The organism is Cupriavidus campinensis, from assembly GCF_905397395.1.
In the GTDB taxonomy this organism is placed as follows: domain Bacteria; phylum Pseudomonadota; class Gammaproteobacteria; order Burkholderiales; family Burkholderiaceae; genus Cupriavidus; species Cupriavidus campinensis.
Window position 1 is genome coordinate 15,269 of the sequence record NZ_CAJPVH010000037.1, and the last position, 16,106, is coordinate 31,374.

At 63.7% G+C, this 16,106-nt stretch carries 11 protein-coding genes and 4 pseudogenes; 9 read left to right on the top strand and 6 right to left on the bottom strand.

The features are described from left to right. Positions 1 to 6: 6 nt before the first annotated feature. Both KHO18_RS28655 and KHO18_RS18990 read left to right on the top strand, forming a co-directional pair. Complete coding sequence (locus KHO18_RS28655) at positions 7 to 2,697, top strand: vitamin K epoxide reductase family protein (protein ID WP_116359820.1); 2,691 nt, start codon at positions 7 to 9, stop codon at positions 2,695 to 2,697. Between the two features lie 249 nt (positions 2,698 to 2,946). Continuing rightward, positions 2,947 to 4,698 (top strand): annotated as a pseudogene (locus tag KHO18_RS18990) (Tn3 family transposase); the annotation flags it as partial. A 346-nt stretch (positions 4,699 to 5,044) separates the two neighbouring features. On the opposite strand, the gene merR reads toward KHO18_RS18990, so the two are convergent. After that, positions 5,045 to 5,452 carry an Hg(II)-responsive transcriptional regulator gene (gene merR, locus KHO18_RS18995; protein WP_062799388.1) on the bottom strand — a complete coding sequence of 136 codons (408 nt, stop codon included), beginning with the start codon at positions 5,450 to 5,452 and terminating at the stop codon, positions 5,045 to 5,047. Positions 5,453 to 5,523: 71 nt separating this feature from the next. Between merR and merT the strand changes: the two genes are divergently transcribed. The 6 genes and pseudogenes from merT to KHO18_RS19025 all read left to right on the top strand — a co-directional run bounded on the left by merT (position 5,524) and on the right by KHO18_RS19025 (position 11,713). Then, a complete protein-coding gene (gene merT / locus KHO18_RS19000; protein ID WP_062799386.1) occupies positions 5,524 to 5,874 on the top strand; it encodes a mercuric ion transporter MerT in 351 nt (116 codons plus the stop codon). Between the two features lie 13 nt (positions 5,875 to 5,887). Next, positions 5,888 to 6,160, top strand: coding sequence for a mercury resistance system periplasmic binding protein MerP (gene merP / locus KHO18_RS19005; RefSeq protein ID WP_062799383.1), 273 nt, complete (start codon positions 5,888 to 5,890; stop codon positions 6,158 to 6,160). Positions 6,161 to 6,188: 28 nt separating this feature from the next. Then, entirely contained in the window at positions 6,189 to 6,608 is a 420-nt protein-coding gene (merC, locus tag KHO18_RS19010; protein WP_062799381.1) for an organomercurial transporter MerC, read from the top strand. Between the two features lie 40 nt (positions 6,609 to 6,648). Beyond that, positions 6,649 to 8,334 (top strand): mercury(II) reductase, encoded by a 1,686-nt coding sequence (gene merA / locus KHO18_RS19015; protein WP_062799379.1) that lies wholly within the window; start codon positions 6,649 to 6,651, stop codon positions 8,332 to 8,334. Next, positions 8,294 to 8,557: pseudogene (locus KHO18_RS19020) on the top strand (DoxX family membrane protein); the annotation flags it as partial. The gene merA and the pseudogene KHO18_RS19020, both read left to right, overlap by 41 nt. A 218-nt stretch (positions 8,558 to 8,775) precedes the next feature. Further along, positions 8,776 to 11,713 (top strand): annotated as a pseudogene (locus KHO18_RS19025) (Tn3 family transposase). A 58-nt stretch (positions 11,714 to 11,771) separates the two neighbouring features. Here KHO18_RS19025 and dsbD read toward each other — a convergent pair. Then, positions 11,772 to 13,708: pseudogene (dsbD, locus tag KHO18_RS19030) on the bottom strand (protein-disulfide reductase DsbD). A gap of 232 nt (positions 13,709 to 13,940) precedes the next feature. On the opposite strand from dsbD, the gene KHO18_RS19040 reads away from it, so the two are divergent. Further along, positions 13,941 to 14,126, top strand: coding sequence for a hypothetical protein (locus KHO18_RS19040; RefSeq protein ID WP_170265909.1), 186 nt, complete (start codon positions 13,941 to 13,943; stop codon positions 14,124 to 14,126). A 162-nt stretch (positions 14,127 to 14,288) separates the two neighbouring features. Here KHO18_RS19040 and petA read toward each other — a convergent pair whose 3' ends face one another. The 4 genes from petA to KHO18_RS19060 all read right to left on the bottom strand — a co-directional run bounded on the left by petA (position 14,289) and on the right by KHO18_RS19060 (position 15,985). After that, entirely contained in the window at positions 14,289 to 14,894 is a 606-nt protein-coding gene (gene petA / locus KHO18_RS19045) for a ubiquinol-cytochrome c reductase iron-sulfur subunit (RefSeq protein WP_062799377.1), read from the bottom strand. A 61-nt stretch (positions 14,895 to 14,955) separates the two neighbouring features. Next, positions 14,956 to 15,090: a hypothetical protein gene (locus KHO18_RS28660; protein WP_262389825.1), complete on the bottom strand. Its 135-nt coding sequence runs from the start codon at positions 15,088 to 15,090 to the stop codon at positions 14,956 to 14,958. A 298-nt stretch (positions 15,091 to 15,388) separates the two neighbouring features. Continuing rightward, entirely contained in the window at positions 15,389 to 15,637 is a 249-nt protein-coding gene (locus KHO18_RS19055; protein WP_062799375.1) for a DUF2933 domain-containing protein, read from the bottom strand. A 45-nt stretch (positions 15,638 to 15,682) separates the two neighbouring features. Continuing rightward, positions 15,683 to 15,985: a hypothetical protein gene (locus KHO18_RS19060; RefSeq protein ID WP_062799373.1), complete on the bottom strand. Its 303-nt coding sequence runs from the start codon at positions 15,983 to 15,985 to the stop codon at positions 15,683 to 15,685. Positions 15,986 to 16,106 lie beyond the last annotated feature (121 nt).

The window sequence follows — 16,106 nt, forward strand, 5'->3', positions numbered from 1 at the left end:
TCGGCGTTGGCACATAGCACGGACACGATTTTGGTAGTGGGGGCAGGATCGCTGCTCGGCCGCGCCGTAGTGGCGCGCCTGTTGCAGCAATACCGTGTGGTCGCGCTCGATGGCGAAGACCTTGCCGCAGCGTTCCCCAGTGCGCTAGCGCTTCGCATCGACGCGACACGTGAAAAAGATATGGCGCAGGCATTCGATGCGGTGATAGCCGGTCACGGCGAGCTTATAACGTCGGTCGTCTATGTGGTCAGCGAGATGGAAGACGCGCCCAATGCGGACGGCAGCGTGCAGCGGATCGCGGCGGAACTCGACCTTGTCGGCAACCTGCAACGCATCATTGTTGAATTGCTGCGGTGCGCGGTGGGTCAATTCGTGCTGGCCGGCACCTTGCTAGTCCATGCCCCGTCGCAACCCGGCAATCCGATCAATGAAGCCTCGCCCATCGATCCCAAATCGCCATTGCGGGCGATGATGATCAGGGCGGAGCACCTGCTCCAGCACGAACTCGGCGCCGTACCGCGGTTGATGCTGCGGCTCGCGCCGCTCTACGACGATCTCGGTCATAACGCTTTCCTGGTGCAGCAGATCGCGGCAAGCTACGAGTCCAGCCTTGTCGCCCGGGCCGACGCACATCCGGACACCGCCCATGTGTTCCTGCACGTCGATGACGCGGCAGCGGCGGTCGCGCACGCTGTCGCAGCGCGCGGCCAGTTGCCTTGCAAGTTGTCGTTAGTGCTTGCCGAGGAGGAGGCAGTGACACCAAGGCAACTGCGGGCAGCAATTTTGCACGCACTGGATGGCCCGGGCGAAGCGATGCGGCCGCAGGCCGGCGTCGGGGCGCGCCTTTACTCACGCTGCCAGCATGCGCGAAATGTCGGTGACGCCTCTGACCCGGAACTGCGATGCCTGGCAAGCGATCATTATGAAGTGGACAGCGCCAGCGCGCGCGAGAGGCTAAATTGGCGGCCTGAGCGCCGAATTCTAGAAACGATGCCTCGCATCATCGCGGCGCTGAAGCAGGACCCGGTCAGTTGGTATCGCGCTAACCGGCTAAACACGGCCATCATCGCCGACCATCACCCCGTGGTGCGACACGGCAGCGTGACCGTCAAGGGCGCGCCGGAAATCAGCGGCTCCGCCGCTAAGCACGAGCACGAGCACGAGCACGAGCACGAGCACGAGCACGCGCAGCATATGCGCGACGCCCATTACAGCCTGTTATGGGCGCATTATCTCAACATCTTGCTTGGTGCCTGGTTACTCACAAGCCCTTTTGTCTTGGGCGCCTTTGATACTCGGGAGTTTGGCACGCTGGTAATGCAAGTGACCGCAGAACGCGGTCTTGCGCCCCCTGCGTTGCGCATGACGTGGCTGGGCTGGAGCGACATGGCCAGCGGCAGCCTGATCATGGGCTTCGCCACATTGTCTCTTTCGCGTCGCTTTTCATGGGCGCAGTGGGGCAACGCCTGTGTCGGGCTCTGGTTGCTGTTCGCGCCACTGGTGTTCTGGGCGCCGTCCCCGGCCGTCTACAACAACGATGTGATCGTCGGCGGCTTCCTCATCGCCTTTGCCATCCTCGTACCCATGATGCCAGGCATGAGCATGGCGTCGATGAAGGACCAGTCCGATCTGCCGGTCGGGTGGACGTACTCGCCGTCCACCTATTTGCAGCGGCTGCCCATTATCGGGCTGGCCCTGTTCGGGTTCCTGATCGCACGCCAGCTCACGGCGTATCAACTCGGCCATGCGGCGGCGGTTTGGGAGCCGTTCTTTTCTCCTGACGCGCAAAAAAACGGGACGGAAACCATTATTACCTCCGCCGTGTCCCGGTCCTGGCCGATTCCGGACGGTGGCCTTGGCGCGGTCAGTTATCTGCTGGAGGTGTTGATGGGCGCGATGGGTGGGCGCCAGCGTTGGCGCACCATGCCTTGGATGGTGGCGGCATTTGGGATCGTCGTCGTGCCCCTTGGCGTGGTGAGCATCTATTTCATCATTATCCAGCCAATCGTGATCGGGACCTGGTGCACGTTGTGCCTGATCGCTGCGGGCGCAATGACGCTGATGATCCCTTATACGTTGGATGAACTGGTTGCAATGGGTCAGTTTCTGGGACAAGCGCATCGGCGCGGCGAGCCGGTACTTCGCCTCTTCTTCGTGGGCGGCGCCTCGCCAGGAAGCCAGCGCGACCGGCGTCCCGGTTTCGATAGCGCATTGTCCGACGCGATGGCGTCGGCGTTGCGTGGTGTGCAATGGCCCTGGACACTGGTTGCGTGTGTCGGAGTTGGCATCGCGCTGATGTTCACGCGCCTGTTGTTTGGCACCATTCCGCCGTTAGCGGACAGCGATCATTTGATCGGTGCGCTCGTAATTGTTGTCGCTGTGGCCGCGCTCGCAGAGGTAGCAAGGTTACTGCGCTGGATCAATGTCGGCTTTGGCGCTTGGTTGGTCATCGCACCGTGGGTGCTCAGCGGCGGAAATTCCGCGGCGGCGGCATTTGGGGCCGTCGCAGGGCTTGCGTTGATCGGATTGAGCCTGCCGCGCGGCTGGCGCAGCCGGGAGCACTATGGTAGCTGGGTCGGCTCATTCGGTAGCGGAATGCGGCGAACTGGCGGCGGAGTCGCCGCCAGTTTGACCGTCGGCCAGCGTGCCTTTGTTATCGGACCTCGCCTTCATGCATCATGCCTAACAATCATCTAGCCATCATTAACCTCTCCCGCCTTGACATCCTGATTGCGTCGCTTCAGGCAAACGCCGCCTTGCAACGTCGCCGACTTGTGCGCAGTCGGCCAGCAGCAGCGAAGGACGGCCGGGCGCAAAACTTGCTGGAAGTACAACTCGCAGCGCTCACCGCCCTACGGGCGATACGCTTTAATCTAGTAGAGTCGGCACCAGCGCCACGCAATGTTGATGGCGCCGCAATATTTGATCAGGCCGCACGGCGGCAGTCTGGCTGCCATCGATACGATCCGGACGATGAACGTCAACGATGTGCGCAAAGTCCCGGCCGACGCGCCGACCTCCTTCATCAAGAAGCGCTGGGAGCCACTGGTACGCACCAAGAACGGCATCGATCGTCGCTACTATGAGCTGTGCGCGCTGTCCGAACTCAGAAACCGCCTGCGCTCCGGCGACATCTGGGTCCAGGGCTCGCGCCAGTTCAAGGATTTCGATGAGTACCTGCTGCCCGCCGAGAAATTCGTCGCACTCAGACAGAGCCGCTTGCTGCCCCTGCCCATCGCCACCGATTGCGAGCGCTACTTGAGCGAGCGGCGCGGGCTGCTTGAACTGAAGCTGGCCACCGCCAACCGGTTGGCCGCCGCCAACAAGCTGCCGGACGCGATCATCACTCAGTCGGGCCTGAAGATCTCGCCGCTCGATGCGGCCGTCCCGATGGAAGCGCAGACCCTGATCGATCAGACCGCGCTCATGCTGCCGCGCGTCAAGATTACGGAACTGCTGATGGAAGTCGACGGCTGGACCGGCTTTACCCGGCATTTCACGCACCTGAAGACCAGTGAGCCTGCCGCCGACAAGACGCTGCTGCTCACGACCATTCTTGCCGACGCCATTAACCTCGGGCTAACGAAGATGGCGGAATCCTGCCCGGGCACCAGTTACGCCAAGCTCTCCTGGCTGCAGGCCTGGCATATTCGGGACGAGACCTATGCTCAGGGCCTGGCGGATCTGGTCAACGCGCAGTCCGCCCATGCGTTCGCTGCCCATTGGGGCGATGGCAGCACCTCATCGTCGGATGGCCAGCGATTCAAGGCGGGCGGCCGTGCCGAAAGCACCGGCCACGTCAACCCAAAGTATGGCTCGGAGCCCGGCCGGATGATCTACACGCACATCTCGGATCAGTACGCGCCGTATCACTCCAAGCTGGTGAACGTCGGCGTCCGTGACTCCACCTATGTGCTCGACGGCCTGCTGTACCACGAGTCGGACCTGCGGGTCCAGGAGCACTACACGGACACCAACGGCTTCACGGACCACGTCTTCGCCCTGATGCATCTGCTCGGGTTCCGGTTCTCCCCGCGCATTCGCGACCTCGCGGACTCAAGGCTGTACATCCCCGGCAATCCTGACGACTATCCGGCATTGGCCCCTATGATCGGCGGCGCGTACAAAGAGAGACTGATTCGCACGCACTGGGACGAGGTGCTGCGCCTCGCGACGTCGATCCGGCAGGGCACGGTCACCGCCTCGCTGATGCTGCGCAAGCTCGGCAGCTACCCGCGACAGAACGGACTGGCGGTCGCCCTCCGCGAGCTCGGCCGCATCGAGCGGACGATATTCACCTTGGACTGGCTGCAGGACCTGGAACTGCGTCGGCGCTCCCATGCGGGGCTCAACAAGGGGGAAGCGCGCAACGCCTTGGCACGGTCCGTGTTCTTCTACCGGCTTGGCGAGATCCGCGATCGCAACTTCGAACAGCAGCGCTACCGTGCCAGCGGACTGAACCTGGTCACCGCGGCCATCGTCCTGTGGAACACGGTCTACCTTGAACGTGCCGTGCAGGCGCTGGTGGAGCGCGGCATGCCCATCGATCCGTCCCTGTTTTCGTACCTGTCGCCGCTCGGCTGGGAACACATCAACCTGACCGGCGACTACGTGTGGCGTCAGAGCCAAAAGCTCCAAGATGGAAAATTCCGCCCGCTGCGATCGCTTCCGGAGGTGCGTTGGCCTAGCGCTGCCTGAACCCGCAATTCACCGGCGTTACGACTTCACGACCGTTCTCGGGCAGGGCCAACACCGGCATGGCACTTACACGGCGCCACATTGTCGTATCCAACCACTGGGCCGCCCCTCGTTGGCCAAGCCGAGGGCGTCGTAGAGGAATGTACGACTGGATCTTACAGCACAAGCGCGCCTTGCAAGCGCTGCGCCCGCTGGTGCCGCTTTGTCCCCCCGACGATGTCTGACTCGACTAGGTCGCTTGCCCCTCGATACGGGGCATATGAGGCTGGCTGCGCCGAAGCCGTACAAAAGAAGCCGGAACGAACTGGGGCAGCGTAGCCCGCGTCCACTACGTCCTTTGGCGCACTTATCCCGCTTGCAGCGCTGCGATCAGCGGGCAGGATACGTTACCCTGGCTGGCATGACAGGCGCCCACCAGTTCGGACAGCACGGCCTCCATGCGTCTCAGGTCGGCCAGCTTTGCGCGCACGTCATTGAGCTTGCGCTCGGCTAGGCTGCTCGCTTCCTCGCAATGGGTGCCGTCCTCCAGGCGAAGCAGTTCACCGATTTCTTCCAGACTGAATCCCAGCCGCTGCGCCGATTTCATGAAGCGCACCCGGACCACATCCGTTTCGCCATAGCGACGAATCCCGCCGGCGGGCTTATCTGGCTCTGGCAGCAGCCCCTTGCGCTGGTAGAACCGGATCGTTTCCACGTTGACACCAGCCGCCTTGGCGAAGGCGCCGATGGTCAGGCTCTCCAATCCGCTCCGCATATCGCTTGACTCCGTACATAAGTACGGAAGTAAGGTTACGCTATCCCTACCTACTAAGAAAGGAAAAACGCATGTCACGACTGCAAGCCGGGCGCCGTGCGCTCTTTGCCGGTGGCATCGCCGCAATCCTCGCCTCCACCTGCTGCTTGGGGCCGCTGCTCCTGATCGCGCTCGGTTTCAGCGGGGCCTGGATCGGGAATTTAACGGCGCTGGAGCCATATCGGCCGCTGTTTCTCGGCACCGCAGTGCTGGCTCTGTTCGTCGCCTGGCGGCGCGTTTTACGCCCGGCGCAAGTCTGCAAGCCGGGCGAGGCCTGCGCTATCCCGCGGGTACGCGCCACCTACAAGCTCATTTTCTGGGTCGTCGCCCTGCTGGTTCTGGTTGCGCTCGGCTTTCCCTACGTGATGCCATGGTTCTACTGATCAGGAGTTCGCCATGAAGAAGCTGTTTGCCGCCCTCGCTCTCGCCGCCGTTGCTCCGGCGTGGGCCGCCATGCAAGCCGTCACGCTGTCCGTGCCGGGCATGACTTGCGAAACCTGCCCGATCACGGTCAAAAAGGCGCTCTCCAAGGTCGACGGCGTGACCAAGACCGAAGTGAGCTTCGAGAAGCGCCAGGCCGTCGTCACCTTCGACGATGCCAAGACCAGCGTGCAGAAACTGACCAAGGCGACCGAGGACGCGGGCTATCCGTCCAGCGTCAAGCGGTAAGCCCCGGATCGAACATGGGAGTGACCGCATGGGACGGATCACGCGCGTGACCAACAAGGCAGGGGCGCTCGGCGGTATCGTCTCGGCGATGGGTTGCGCGAGTTGCTTTCCCGCCATCGCCGGCTTGGGCGCGGCTATTGGCCTAGGCTTCCTGAGCCAGTACGAAGGGCTGTTCATTAGCGTTCTGCTGCGGGTGTTCGCTGGTATCGCGCTACTCGCCAATGCGACTGCCTGGTTTAGCCATCGGCAGTGGCAACGGACCGCACTCGGCGTGATCGGCCCACTCCTGGTACTGACGGCGGTGTATTTGACGGTTGGCCGGCGCAGCGAGGCGCTGCTCTATGTCGGCCTGAGTTTCATGGTCGGCGTATCGATCTGGGACTTCATCTCGCCGGCAAAGCGCTGCGGGGCACCGAACGCCTGTGAACCCCCGGTCAAGCGCGGCTGACCGCATTGGCCGCTGCCGAAGTGAACATTGGAACTGTGGTATGACCCACTTGAAGATTACTGGAATGACCTGCGACTCGTGCGCCGTCCACGTCAAGGATGCCTTGGAGAAGGTGCCGGGCGTGCGGTCTGCGGTCGTGTCCTACCCGAAGGGGACGGCGCAAATCGCCGCCGAACCCGGCACGTCGCCAGATGCGCTGACTGGCGCCGTGGCCGGACTCGGCTACCGGGCCATGCTCGCCGAGGCCCCGCCGGCGGAAAAGCGCGGCAGCCTGCTCGACAAGGCGTTCGGCTGGCTGGGCCGCGGTGAGAAATCCGCAGGCGAAGGCTGCGGGCTTCGCATCGCCGTCATCGGCAGCGGCGGCGCCGCGATGGCGGCGGCCCTCAAGGCCGTCGAGCAAGGCGCCGAGGTGACCCTGATCGAGCGCGGCACCATCGGCGGCACCTGCGTCAACGTTGGCTGTGTGCCGTCCAAGATCATGATCCGCGCGGCCCACATTGCCCATCTACGCCGCGCAAGCCCGTTCGACGGGGGCATCCAGGCCACGCCACCGGCGATCCTGCGCGAGCGCCTGCTCGCCCAGCAGCAGGGGCGTGTCGATGAGCTGCGCCACGCCAAGTACGAGGGCATCCTCGCGAGCACGCCGGCCATCACGGTGCTGCGCGGCGAGGCCTGCTTCCAGAACGGACACACCTTGAGCGTGCGCCTGGCCGAAGGCGGCGAGCGCGAGGTGGCGTTTGACCGCTGCCTGATCGCTACTGGTGCCAGTCCGGCTGTGCCGCCGATCCCCGGTCTGAAGGACACCCCGTACTGGACCTCGAACGAGGCGCTGGCCAGCAACATCCTTCCTAAGCGGCTGGCCGTGATCGGCTCGTCGGTGGTGGCCGTGGAGCTGGCGCAGGCCTTCGCCCGGCTCGGCAGTCAGGTCACGATCCTGGCCCGCAGCACGCTGTTCTTCCGCGAGGATCCGGCCATCGGCGAGGCCGTCACGGCCGCCTTCCGTGTCGAGGACATCACGGTGCTGGAACACACGCAGGCCAGCCAAGTGGCCTACGCGAACGGCGAATTCGTGCTCACTACCGGGCACGGCGAAATCCGCGCCGACCAGTTGCTGATCGCCACCGGCCGCGCGCCGAACACGCGTGAGCTGGCACTGGAGGCGGCGGGGGTGACGGTCAACGCGCAGGGCGCCATCGTCATCGACAACGGCATGCGAACCACCGCGCAACACATCTACGCCGCCGGCGACTGCACCGACCAGCCGCAGTTCGTTTACGTGGCCGCGGCGGCCGGCACCCGCGCGGCGATTAATATGACCGGAGGCGATGCCGCGCTTGATCTGAGCGCCGTGCCGGCGGTCGTGTTCACCGACCCGCAGGTCGCCACCGTGGGCTACAGCGAGGCGGAAGCGCACCACGACGGCATCGAGACCGATAGCCGCCTGCTCACGCTCGACAATGTGCCGCGCGCGTTGGCCAACTTCGACACGCGCGGCTTCATCAAGCTGGTTGCCGAGGCAGGATCGGACCGCCTGATCGGCGTGCAGGCGGTGGCGCCTGAAGCGGGTGAGCTGATCCAGACGGCGGCGCTGGCGATCCGGGCGCGGATGACCGTGCAAGAGCTGGCCGACCACTTGTTCCCATACCTGACGATGGTCGAGGGGCTGAAGCTCGCGGCGCAGACCTTTGCCAAGGACGTCACGCAACTGTCTTGCTGTGCGGGTTGAGAAAAAGCCAACCGTCTGGAACTCGGCGATGGCCAAGCTGGCCAACTGGAATACCGCCCTCGAACTGTTCCGCGGGGACTACCGGGTGCCGCTGGTGCCCTCGAAGTCTGCGGCCTACCTGGCGGTGTCAATCGAGCTGACCGCCCCAGCTCTGCTGTTGCTGGGACTAGCGACCCGCGCCGTGGGGATGGTCCTGCTCGGCATGACGGCGGTGATCGGCGTCCCCTTGATTTCGGTGCAATTTACCGGGGTAGCCACCCTTAGCATTCACGCGGGTTTCCGGGCGGCGTCCGGGAAAATACCCCAGTAAATCAATAAGTTGCTGTCTACTGTCGCCAGTTGGGCGCGATTGCCTCATAGCGCACTTATTGTGTCGAAACGTTGCGTCCCGGTCTCATTGCCGATAACCTCAGCGGTCCGTCTTACGCTTGGGAGAGCGCGATGGATCACTGGCAACTGGCGTATCTGGGCATGCGGCAGATTCCGCGCGAACTCAGCGAGTTTGAGCTTACCACGTTCTTCACCTTCTCCGCCAAAGAGCGGGCCCTGATCCATGCGCGGCGCAGCCATTTGTACCGCTTGGCCTGTGCCGTTCACATTGGCTTTGTCCGCATGACGGGGCGCACCCTCGATGCCTACAAGCAGGTGCCAAAATTCCTCTGGGCCTTTGTGGGCGCGCAACTCGGCATCACGCCGCCGGACATGGGCACGCTGAGCGCGCTGTATGACGGGCGCACCGATACCTTGGTGGACCATCAGATGCTGGCCTACCAAGCCCTGGGGTTCAGCCCGATGGCAGAGCATCAGCGACGTTACGTGACGCGCTGGCTCAAGGAGCGGCTGGCAGGGCAACCGAGCCGCAGTGACCTGCTGCACGAGTTGAAGCGCTGGCTCTACGAGCATCGCATCCTGATTCCGCATGACCGAGCGCTGAAGCGGCTGATCAGCCAGGCCGGAGAGGCATTCGAGTCGGCCCTGGCTGACGCGCTGGTGCAGGCCTACGGCGAGGTTTCCCTCGATGCGTGGGGTGCCCTGCTACCGCGGCCAGAAAACGACCGGCCGAGCCTACAACAATGGCTGTGGGCTGTCCCGCTACGCAATTCGACCCATCAGATGGGCGAGTTGTTCGACAAGATCGACCGCCTGTACAAGCTGGGCATCCACAGCGGTTGGCCGGCAGCCTGCAATGAGGCGGTGGTGCGGCACTATGCGCGGCGCTGTGCCAACCGCCCGGCGTCGGTCAGCAAGCGGGTCGCGCAACAGTCCCGCCGCCTGGAATCGGCTTGCTTTTTACGCTATGCCTTATGCGCGGCCACGGATCAATTGTCGTCCATGCTGCGGCACTGGATTCGCAAATGCGTCAACGATGCCGGACGCCTAATTGACGCGGGCCGACCGGACCCAGGTACCAAGTTGGGGGAATTCGCTGCCGCCGTCAAAGCGCTGGTCGCAGACGAGACGCAGACAAGGGATGCCCTCTGTCAGCAACTGAGCAATCTGGCTGACGAGGCAGCTGGTCAGCATCTAGCGAGCCGTGCCAGCCTCATCCGCGCGCAACTCCTGTCGCGACACAGGCTATCCCGTGCCTTGCTGGGCAGACTGGTTCATCTGCCATTTGCGGCACAGTCGGCCCACCCGGTGATCGAGGCAATGGAGGTACTGCGCAAGCTCTATGCGCGCAGGGCCGACTGGCTCCCTGATCGGGTGATGGTTCGATTGGGACGCGCCTGGCAGCCAGCACTAGAGGGCTTGGATCGCAAGCGGGCCCTGGCCGCCTTCGAGTGGGGGACGCTGTTTGCCCTGCGGGTGGCGCTGCGCAATGGCTCGGTCTTCCTGGACCACAGCTTCGCCTTCCGCAGTCAGGCGGCCCTACTCATCTCCAAAGAGGATTGGCAAGCCCGGCGTAACCATTTCTACGGTCATCTCAAGCTGCCGCAGGACGCCAAGGCGTTCCTCGATCCTGTGGTGGCGCACCTGGACGCGGGGCTCGCCAGGTTGCGCGATGCAGTCCAGCGTGGGGAGCTGAACATTGATAGCGCCATCCATATCGATCCGCTCACGGCAAAGAAACCGGAAGCCTCTGTGGAGGCGCTGCGACGCGCGCTGTTCGAGCGGCACCCCGGTGGACAATTGCCCGAAATCCTGCTGGAGATTGACAGCAGCACCCACTTCAGCTGGCTCCTGCTGGGTCGGGAACCGCATTCGCGCAGCGAGCTGCTGATGATCTACGCTGCAGTGCTGGCGCACGGCACCTCAATGTCGGCGGCGGACCTCGCACGGATGGTGCCGGAGTTGTCGCCCAGCGCGATCCGGCAAATGATGCATCGCATCGCGGACGAGCGCAAACTGCGCCAGGCCGCCGATGCCGTCCTGATCTTCATGCATCAGCACCCGATCGCCCAGCACTGGGGGCGCGCCGATCTGGCGTCGTCGGACATGATGTCGCTGGAGACCACGCGCACAGTCTGGCGGGCACGGGCTGATCCGCGCCGGCGCACGGCATCGATCGGTATGTACACGCATGTCCGGGACCGCTGGGGCATCTTCTATGACCAGCCGATCCTACTGAACGAGCGGCAGGCCGGTGTCGCCATTGAGGGCGTCATCCGCCAGAGCGGATCGGAAGACGTGGCACAACTAGCGGTCGATACCCATGGCTACACCGATTTCGCCATGAGCCTGTCCCGGCTACTTGGCTTCGATCTCTGCCCGCGGCTTGCCCACCTGCGCGATCGCCGCCTGCATGTGCCCAGGGATCACGAGATACCGGCGGAATTGGCTGCGGTGGCGGACGCGGATGTCCGGCTGGTCTTGATCGAACGTGCCTGGGACGAACTGGTCCGGATCGCGGCATCGGTGCAAAGCGGGGCAATGTACGGCAGTGCAGGCCCTGATGCGTTTCGGTGCAGCGGCGAAAGGTCAACCCATCTATGAGGCTGGCGTGCATCTCGGGCGGCTGTTTCGCACGATCTTCCTCATCGACTATTTCACCAATCCCGCGTTCCGCCATGAGATGCAGCATGCCTTGAACCGCGGCGAGGCGGTCCACACGGTGCAGCGGGCCATCCACTATGGCAAGATTCCGTTGGAATTGACCCGGCACGATGCGTCGCTGGCGGCGGTGTCGTCGGCTCTGACCTTGTTGTCCAATGCCGTGATGGCCTGGAACACGCTGCACATGCAGCGCGCGCTGGACGCGATTGAGGCCATCGGCGGCGAATCCATGCGTGCCGAGGATTTGCGCCAGATTGCGCCGACTCGTCTGGAAGGCATCAATTTGCGTGGTACTTTCGATTTTCCGATTGCACGTTACGCCCATCGGCTGCTGCCGAGTGCGACGAGCACGCCGGACTCACCATCGCAGTGGCGCACTGCATAGCCCATTTTTTTTCGGATTGTGCCGTTATCCTCGCGGGTTGGAGTCGGTGATGTCATCCTTAGGGCCTGCCTTCCTTACCGAAGGCGCGCTCGAGGCTATCAAGGAAACGCGATGCGGATTGATAGCCGATGACCCGCACCGGGCTCTCTCGCCCATCGGCGCCGAACAAGATGATGCCGGGCGGCCCGAATAGGCCGAAGCGCTTTAGCAACGCCTTGTCGTCGGCGTTGTTTTGTGTCACATCAGCTCGAAGTACGACAACCCCGGCCAACTGCGTCTGAACTCCGGGATCGCTGAAAGTCGTCTCCATCTCCTTACAGCTGACACACCAGTCGGCATAGAAATCGAGCAGTACCGGCTTGCGGGCCGCAACGGCCTGCGCCAGACGTGCGTCGAGCTCGGCCACCGAGCGGATCCGCGCGAAGTGCACCACCGCGTGGTCGGCGGCGGTGGCTGGCGACGACTGGCGAGTGCGCAGGTGCGACAGAGGCTGCAGCAGATCCCGCCCGCCCGACGCCAGCCCGACCAACAGGATGGTTCCCGCCAGCGCGGCGATCAGGCCCAGGCCCTTGCCCAGCCGGGCCACGCCATGCGGTTTGGGGCCAAGCGAATCGAAGGCGCCCAGGAAAACTGCGGCGATCAGCAGCAGAGCGGCCCACGTTGCCATCACGGCCCAGGGTGGCAATAGCGGGGTGATCACCCAAGTTCGCCTCGCCCAGCAGCAGAAAGCCAAGGCAACGCTTGGTCACCTCCAGCCAGTGCCCGGCGCGCGGCGGGAGATTGCCGGCGGCGACGCCGGCCAGCACCAGCGACAACCCCATGCCGATCGCCAATGCGAATAACGCACCGCCTCCGGTCATGGCATCACCGGTTCGTGCGAGATAGGCGAGCGTGCTCGATAGCGGCGCCGGCATGATGCGCGCGACGGCCAACGCGGACATCGCCCCCAGTGCTGCGGCAGCCCGACGATCCAGCTGCTGTGCGGATGTCGTCGATCGGGGCTGCCGCAGCAGCGCGCGGAGCCCGAACATCGATAGCGCCAGGGCCACGAGCAACGTGGCGAAGGCCCCGAGCGCCCAGGGCGTCAGCAGCCCTGTCAAGACCCTCTCACCGAGCCACCCGGTGGCCATGCCGACGCCGGCATAGGCTACCGCCGAGCCGAGCACGTAGTCTAGCGAGATGATCAGCGCACGGCTGCGTGTCACGTGCTCGCCCACGACGATGGACCAAAGGATCGGCACCATCGGCAGCACGCTCGACGTGACCGTCAGCAGCAGGCCGAAGCCGAGGAAGAGCAGCGCGATTGCCCCAAGCTGGTGGCTGGTCAGCGCGCGAATGATGCGGTCGCCGTCATCGCCATGTGGCACGATCTCCGGTATCGCATGCCCGCCCTGGTATTCGCCCGCTCCGGGAGAGGTTACTGCAGTCGGTGGCACAAGCATCGCCATTGGCGTGCCACCCTCGCGCTTATCAAATAGGCCCGCCGAGCGGGCTGCCGCCCACCTTGTATACGCTCTCCATCGGTGGATAACAGATTCCCTTGTCGGCGCAGCCTTGCGATGTCACGACCAGCGTCCATTCGCCATCCGCAGGAGTGACCTCCACTGGCACGCGAATCTTGACGCCACCATGGTAGATCTCCATCTCCTTGCCAAACGCCTCGTCGTACTTAACCTGCCCTGGTGGAAGCACAGGTGTACCGAGCTTCACCCCTGCCGGCCGGGCAGCAAAGGCGAATCGCTCACGGTAGAGGTGATAGCCGTCCGCGATGTCGAAGTGCACCTCGATGGCGTGTTCGTCGAGTTGCCGGGCCGCAAAGCGCAAGGCCCGCTCAGGCGGCAGAAGATCTTCCTCGCCCACGGCGCGGGAAACGCCAGCGGCGCCCGCGATACAGAGCCACGTGACGAGGAGCAGCCCCAGGAGGAATTGCCCCGGAGCCAAGCGCCATACTCGCCCGGTGTCGCCCGTACGCGCCACTGCCATGCCAGTTTGCATAGCCCACCTCTGGAACTGAATTACCGGCCACGCAATGCCGCGGCTCGTGCCACTTGCATTCCGACCGGTGCCACGTGCCGCCGCAACTCCGTTCAACGGGCATCGTTATCTGGCCCTGCGGCCGATCTGTGCCTCGCCGCATTCATGGGCGCTCATCCCCGCCGGCACCCAACGCACCAGCCGATTCGGGTCATTCGGCTGTATCCACTGACGCTCCCGGGGGAACGTGTAGATGCAAGAACCTCTCGACGGCGATTACCGCCACAATCCCGGCGCCTGGCACGGTGGATTGTCCTACCTCGATGATCGCTTTGGTGATGGCCTCGACGTCGCTTTCCTCCGCGAAGATCTCGATCTTGGTGTGCACGGGTGGTCAGATCGCTCGAGAAGAAATTCCGATACTCGCCGTACCCCTTGACTTTCGTTGCGGTCAATCCGGGCGCGTGGACGGTTGCGAGGCGCTTCTCCAGCTTCTCCAAAAGCTCAGAGGGCACGATGGCAATAACACATATGGTACTCATGGGCGCCTCCTTGACAACGCAGGGTTGGACGATCAGCAGTGCACTGTCGGGGTAAGTCATCATCCGGTTCCATTGCGATCCTGGCCGATCACCAGACGGGTTTCGCCTTGATACGCGTGCGGTGGGATCTCCAGATTGAGCGGCGCTGGGACGTTGCGGAACACGCGGCCGGCCAGGTCAAACTTGGAACCATGGCAAGGGCAAAAAAAGCCACCAGGCCAGTCATCCCCCAAGTCCGCCGCGCCGACGTCCGGGCGATAGGTCGGTACGCATCCCAGATGGGTACAGATGCCTACCGCCACAAAGAAGTCCGGGCGGAGCGAGCGTGTCGCATTACTCGCATACGCGGGCTGCTGGTCCTTCTGGGACAGGGGATCGCTCAACAGGCGATCGTGCCTGCCCAGACGCGCCAGCATGTCGCGGGTCCGGTGCAGTATCCAGACGGGCTTGCCGCGCCAGGCGACGGTGACGAGTCCCCCTGGCTCCACGGCGCCGAGCCTCACATCGACGGGCGCGCCCCGCGACCTTGCGGCGTCGCTTGGCGCCATGCTGGCCACGAATGGCACCATGGCGCCGACCAGGCCTACGCCTCCCATGGCGCCGGTGGCCAGCAGAAGCAATCGGCGCTGGCGTGCGCTCTGTGTGTCTGCCGTCGGATTGTTCATGGCGATTTACTCCAATCCCGGGGGGGCATGTGGCCAGCAACGTGACTGGCTGCCCAACCGCTCACTCCCAGAGCTTGCCCAATAGCTGCGCCCATTGGCAGCGGCCCGGCAAGAACACGGGCACCCGCTTGCGATACGCCTCATAGTCCGCCGCGAAGCGGTGGGCCAGGTCTTGCTCTTCCTGCCTTGCAAGCATCAATTTCCCACAAGGTTGCCGAGTCCCCTTGCTTCGCCATGGCAGGAGGGCACGCACTTGCCCGTCTACTTCAGGCGCTGCTCCCCAGCTTGCACCCGGGCTAGCAAAGACTGAACCCGCCCATCATGCGTTGATGCATCACGAGCATGCCTACCGCGCCAAAGGATGCAGCACGCCGATGATGGCGAACACGATCAAGAGGACTCTCCATATCAACGATTTGTTCACGTGTTACCTCTCTCTTCGTTGGCGGCCCGGGTACGCGTCCGCCATGCGTGCCAATTGCTCTGCCGTCCTGTCACTCCTTGATTCGAAATGGATGGGGCTTCTGCTTTGGCGCTTGCTCGGTCATTCCGCCCACTTGATCGTCCTGCGCGCTCATGCTCTTCATCATCAGCCACATCGACAATGGGCAGATCAAGAGCAGGAGATACGGCCCAATACCCAGGACAAGCGCTCGGACCGGCGGCAATAGGGCATAGGCGGCTGCCAGCATTGCCGCCAGAGCGATGCCTGCGGTGATCATTGCTTTCGGATTGCATTTCATGGTGGTGGTACTCCTTTTCAAATGGTTCGGATCTGGACAGCGTCCTTACTTCGTCGGTGGCGTCTGGATCTTGTCCGCGTACTTGCGCATGATCTCGCCCATCGCCTGCATCATGTCCGCATGCATCTGCATCGAAAGCTTCTCGTTGCCAGGTGGCAGGCCCATCATCGGGCAGCTTCCCATCATGCCGCCGCCCATCATGTGGTCCATCATCATGTCGTGCCCCTTGTCCTGTGCACCCGTCTTGGCGCTTTCGGCGCCACGGGTTGCACCGGCCGCTGCGGACCAGCCGCTGGCGCCAAGCATCACCACGGCTAGGGTTGCGGCTACTAGTGATTTCGTATTCATGGCGATCTCCTTATCGATCGCGATTCAATGACCACGCGCCAATCCAGTACCAGACAAGTGGGCGGGCAGACAGTCAGTCCGGCTCCCTCAGGGCGGATGCCAGAGGCCGGATTGCACGGAT

Excerpts from the sequence above, each read along its gene's own strand:
- merR (WP_062799388.1), bottom strand. The coding sequence starts at position 5,452 with ATGCGGAGCGGATTGGAGAGCCTGACCATCGGCGCCTTCGCCAAGGCG.
- merT (WP_062799386.1), top strand. The coding sequence starts at position 5,524 with ATGTCACGACTGCAAGCCGGGCGCCGTGCGCTCTTTGCCGGTGGCATC.
- merP (WP_062799383.1), top strand. The coding sequence starts at position 5,888 with ATGAAGAAGCTGTTTGCCGCCCTCGCTCTCGCCGCCGTTGCTCCGGCG.
- merC (WP_062799381.1), top strand. The coding sequence starts at position 6,189 with ATGGGACGGATCACGCGCGTGACCAACAAGGCAGGGGCGCTCGGCGGT.
- merA (WP_062799379.1), top strand. The coding sequence starts at position 6,649 with ATGACCCACTTGAAGATTACTGGAATGACCTGCGACTCGTGCGCCGTC.
- KHO18_RS19040 (WP_170265909.1), top strand. The coding sequence starts at position 13,941 with ATGCAAGAACCTCTCGACGGCGATTACCGCCACAATCCCGGCGCCTGG.
- petA (WP_062799377.1), bottom strand. The coding sequence starts at position 14,894 with ATGAACAATCCGACGGCAGACACACAGAGCGCACGCCAGCGCCGATTG.
- KHO18_RS28660 (WP_262389825.1), bottom strand. The coding sequence starts at position 15,090 with ATGCTTGCAAGGCAGGAAGAGCAAGACCTGGCCCACCGCTTCGCGGCG.
- KHO18_RS19055 (WP_062799375.1), bottom strand. The coding sequence starts at position 15,637 with ATGAAATGCAATCCGAAAGCAATGATCACCGCAGGCATCGCTCTGGCG.
- KHO18_RS19060 (WP_062799373.1), bottom strand. The coding sequence starts at position 15,985 with ATGAATACGAAATCACTAGTAGCCGCAACCCTAGCCGTGGTGATGCTT.